Source organism: Vulcanococcus limneticus LL, assembly GCF_002252705.1.
Taxonomy (GTDB): Bacteria; Cyanobacteriota; Cyanobacteriia; order PCC-6307; family Cyanobiaceae; genus Vulcanococcus; species Vulcanococcus limneticus.
In genome coordinates, this window is record NZ_NQLA01000096.1 from 1 (window position 1) to 4166 (window position 4166).

The 4166-nt window shown below is 57.6% G+C and carries 4 protein-coding genes; 2 read left to right on the top strand and 2 right to left on the bottom strand.

What is annotated here, in order from left to right:
- Positions 1-247: helix-turn-helix domain-containing protein (locus CJZ98_RS17260; protein WP_232756581.1), on the bottom strand; the 247-nt coding region annotated here is incomplete at its 3' end.
- A gap of 186 nt (positions 248-433) precedes the next feature.
- Here CJZ98_RS17260 and CJZ98_RS18580 point away from each other — a divergent pair.
- Positions 434-814, top strand: coding sequence for a hypothetical protein (locus CJZ98_RS18580; RefSeq protein WP_198537942.1), 381 nt, complete (start codon positions 434-436; stop codon positions 812-814).
- Positions 815-2420: 1606 nt separating this feature from the next.
- Here the strand turns inward: CJZ98_RS18580 and CJZ98_RS17270 are convergent.
- Positions 2421-3278 carry a hypothetical protein gene (locus tag CJZ98_RS17270; protein ID WP_157911077.1) on the bottom strand — a complete coding sequence of 286 codons (858 nt, stop codon included), beginning with the start codon at positions 3276-3278 and terminating at the stop codon, positions 2421-2423.
- Positions 3279-3331: 53 nt separating this feature from the next.
- Here CJZ98_RS17270 and CJZ98_RS18590 point away from each other — a divergent pair, with 53 nt between their 5' ends.
- Positions 3332-3934, top strand: coding sequence for a hypothetical protein (locus CJZ98_RS18590; RefSeq protein ID WP_198537944.1), 603 nt, complete (start codon positions 3332-3334; stop codon positions 3932-3934).
- Positions 3935-4166: the final 232 nt, after the last annotated feature.

Sequence of the window (4166 nt, forward strand, 5' to 3'; positions counted from 1 at the left end):
GGCTCACCTGCTCAGGGAACAGACCCCGCTCCCGGCAGTAGGCACCGAGCTCGGTGTCGTTGAGGCCAGCGGTCTCGAGCACCACCGTGAACTTGTCAGCAGCGCTCCAGCCCTCTGGTTCCTTCTCGGATGCGGGCACCACCTCTCCCTGCAGACGCCAGGCTTTCCTCCAGTTGTAGAGGGTCACCACGTGGATGCCCAGCTCCTCGGAAATCCGCGCCACGCTCTGCCGCTGCGGCGGGCTCATCCTCCTCCTGACATCAGCCTTGACGGCCTCGCTGTAACGACGCATTGAACTGCTCCATCAAGCCCCCGGGTGTGTGATTGAGAGGGGTGACATCTTTCCTGAAAGCGGGGGTTGCAGTTCGATGAGATTACGGTAGCCTGATGGCTATGTCATATTGGCGCGATGAGCCTAGATTCCTCCTTGGCCATGACCACAAACCGGAAGACAGTATATTTCTGTAGCGCTTTGCTGGCAGCGCTTTCCATGCTCTATCCGACAGCTAGCAACTCGCAAGAGTCGTACAGGGAATCTATGCAGAGGTTGATTGAATACGAAGAGAGGTTGCCCTATGTATATTCAATCGCAGGCGTCGTATGCGATCAAGGGAGAAAGTTAAACCTAGACTATACTCCCATGTATGCGCCAGGCGTCTTTGGTCTGCTTAGTAAGGCTATTAGCGTCATTGAAAGCGCGTCCCCGCTTCCCTGGTACAACGCAAAGACTCCCAAAGAGAAAGAGCTCCTAAGGGGGATTCGAATGGCAGTTATCCTCAAGAAGATACGCTCGATATGCCCTGATGTCTGGTAGGGGATAGGGGAAACAGGCAGATGGCGCATCGGAGAATGGCGGCTTGAGTGGAGATCTCAGGTCTTTAGAGACCGGAGATTGCTATAAATCTCGCACAGCAATACTCCCAATACTGGCCAGTTGACAAGATAGTCTGTAGTAAGCTCACGGTAGCTCGCAGCTCAGTTTAGCCTGTTCCAGTGGCCACATCTACATGTGATCGCTGGTGTGTCATCATGAGAACCTGGTGCGACCCTATTAGGAATTGGACCCAGTAGTGTACAAGATTTTTTTGCCATTGACCCTACCCCTCTTTTTGGTCGACCCAACACTGGCGCAGTCCACTCCTCCACCTTGTAGTGACGGATCATTGGAGTGTGCGCTGCGCCAAGTCTCTACTGGAGGCACTGCTGAATCAAGTGTCCGTCCTTTTTATCTTATAACCCCCGAACGACGAGCATTGCTCAACACTCTCCGTTATGCACTTGGGACCTGGACCAACGGAGAGGATAGGGGGTATTTCACGATGCCAAACGGGGCAACTGCTCGAGACTTGAGGAAGCATCCCGCTCTAGTCAAAAAGTCCAACAAAGCCAATAGTGCGGCTGCTGGCGCCTATCAGCTCACCCTCTCCGACGTAAGAGAGGCTAAGAAGGTACTGAGACTCCCTGATTTTGAGCCAGAAGTTCAAGATCAAGTGGCCTTGTTCCTCATTGATCGTACTGGCGCCTTGGGCCTGGCCGATATGGGGCATATGAATAGTGTATTGCTCTCTCGAATGTCATCGAGGTGGAAGTCTTTGGCAAGTCGGAAAAGCTTCGGTGATTACCAGCGGTTCTACGATTCAGATCTAGAGCAATTAAGGGCAATGCGTCCCACTGCCTTGGACGCTCCATCACTGCCATTCCCATCATCTTCTAGCCCCATCCATGCCACCTCTACCCCAAGTCCTGTACCCAGGTCTACTGGCTCTTTTGGGGTCGAGTCGCTCGATCAGTTGGTGCTCTCAGGGGTGTTGACTCCCGGCGAGCGCGCCCGAATCGGCGGTGGTTCGGCCCTTAGCCCGATTGAGGCCCTCGCCAAGCAGCAGGCCTGCCACAGCGGTGCCCTCTCTGGCCCCGAATGCCGCTCCAGCCTCTCCGTGCGTTGGCGAGGCGCACAGCTCGCTCTCCCGAGTTTTGAGACGCTGCAACCATCGCTGAGCCCTCCTGCCAAGGCGCTTCTCAACAAGATCCGATCGTCCCCTCAGGCCGAGTGGCGTCGCCACGGTGCATGTCTTTACGACTGGGCCGGCTGGCGGTTGAACTCCAATGGTGTCCGCACCACTGCGGTTGACTGTGGAGGAACCGCCATGCGTTGGACTATTGGTGTTGATTGCAACCAGCTTAAGGTTAACATCTTTCGGCCTGACACCGGTTGGCAGGGATGGAAGAAACCATCCGGACCGGACAGCAAGACCCGTCATGGCGAAGATGAAATGGTTGCTTCTCTGTGTGCCAACATCACCGATACATCTGGCCGTAGTGGTGGCTAGTTACCGATGCTTGAACTCGAAAGGGTGCCGGCAGAATAGGATGAACATCCATCGAACTCAATGCGAGATCTAGGCGGTTGAGGGGAGTATCGATCAGCTGGACGGGTGATTGTGTTGTCCTCGGGGGCGGCGGCGCTCACGGTTCAGCTCGGCGCGGCGCTTGCGCTCTTCGGGACGGCGGTTGATGGCGGCCTGGGTGGCGACCTTCTTGGCCCGGGCCTCCGGGTGGCTCCGGTAGTAGTCGGTGGAGCGGCCGTCGCCCCGCTGCGCTGCAGGGTCCACGTAGTGGGTGCCGATCAGCTGGTGCGAAGCAGCGTCACCGCGGCCGAAGCCACGGGCCTTGCGCCGGCGGGGCTGGCCGGTGCGGGGGTCGACCTGGACGCGCTCGGGGGTGAGGGGCGCCGCGGGGTAGAAGGGGATCTGCACGGCGGGGCCACCTTCGGTGAGCTGCTTGGGAGGCTTCGGCGCGTCGGCGGGGCGGTAGCCCGGCTCGAAGCGGCGGCGCAGGGCCTCGGCCCGCAGGCGGACTTCGCGGAAGCCGGTCTTGGCGGCCATGCCGGTGGCCTCACCGCTGGCGGCCATGGCATTCGCGACAGCACCAGCCCGGGTGATTTCGGCCTGGGCGGCCCGGCCGATCGAGCGCTCCGCGCTCCGCGCAGCAGCGGCGGTGTTCTCGCGCATGCGCTGGGTCTTGGACTTGCGCGGGGCACCCTGGGGCAGCAGGCCCTTGGGGGTGAGGGGCCGGGGCAGCAGCGGGGGGCCGCTGCGCGGAGCTGGGCCGGCCTCGGGGGGAGTGCCTCCTTGTGAGCTGGAGCCCCTGCTGCGTAGCGCAAAGGCAGTGACGCCCCCGGCGATCAACGCAGCTGCGATCTCCGCGGGGTTGGGCCAGGAGCAGCAGGTAGAGCTGGCCTTGAGGTACTTCATGTTCTCATGGATATTCGTTACGGTCAAAATGGGCCTGCTCTTGTACAGTGGACTTTGATTCTCCTAGTCATACAGCCTTCATGCGTCGACTTGTTTCTAGGGCTTCGGCAATCGGCTTGGCCTCAGTTATTGGGGGGATTTCTAGCGGCTGTGTGGGTAGCCCCATCTTTACGAAGGAACACGGGCTTAACTTCTTCCCGGAAGGATGTAACCGAGCGGTAAAAAGTGGACTTAAAGATCCCGATTCCTATCGAATTGACAAGAAGCCCTTTGTGGCGCAGAAGACCTCGGTGGTCACGTGGGAGTGGACTTATAACGCGAAGAACTCCTATGGTGGCTACGGAGACCCTTCGACGGTCCTCTGTTACATTAATGATAGTGGAGCGGCCGAAATCTTTACCCGAGGCGATGATGAGTCTGATCTGCTGAGCGGCAGAAATGAGTTTCTTGCGAAAACAAACCCTGCTCTTCAGGAGAAAATTGACAAGGAGCGTAAAAAAAGAATCACCTACGGCTTAAAGTTGTTTAATCAATATATAGAAAAATCCGCAAAGATTGAACAGGACTACCAGCGAAGAGTCTCTAGTATTTGCGAAGAATTTAGGGGAAGCGATCCGTTGGATATGCCCGACGGTTGCCCTGAATACTTTGAGACGGGCCGCGTGCCTCATTCTCCTGACTAATGCTTAAATAGAGTTGTGCAGTGCTGAGAAGCTCTGGGGTGTGCGTGATCCTCTGTATCATCTCACTCGACCACGAGGCCGTGCCCTCGCTGCAGGTCTCCGCTACTGAGGGCCTCCTGAGAAACACCAGATCTCCTGCGCCGCAATGGATCTGAGCAGCTTCTGCCGGTAAAATGTGCGCAAATCGGCCTGTTACGGCCAAATTGCCGACCAAAGTTTTCCACATGTACCG

Excerpts from the sequence above, each read along its gene's own strand:
- CJZ98_RS18580 (WP_198537942.1), top strand. The coding sequence starts at position 434 with ATGACCACAAACCGGAAGACAGTATATTTCTGTAGCGCTTTGCTGGCA.
- CJZ98_RS18590 (WP_198537944.1), top strand. The coding sequence starts at position 3,332 with ATGCGTCGACTTGTTTCTAGGGCTTCGGCAATCGGCTTGGCCTCAGTT.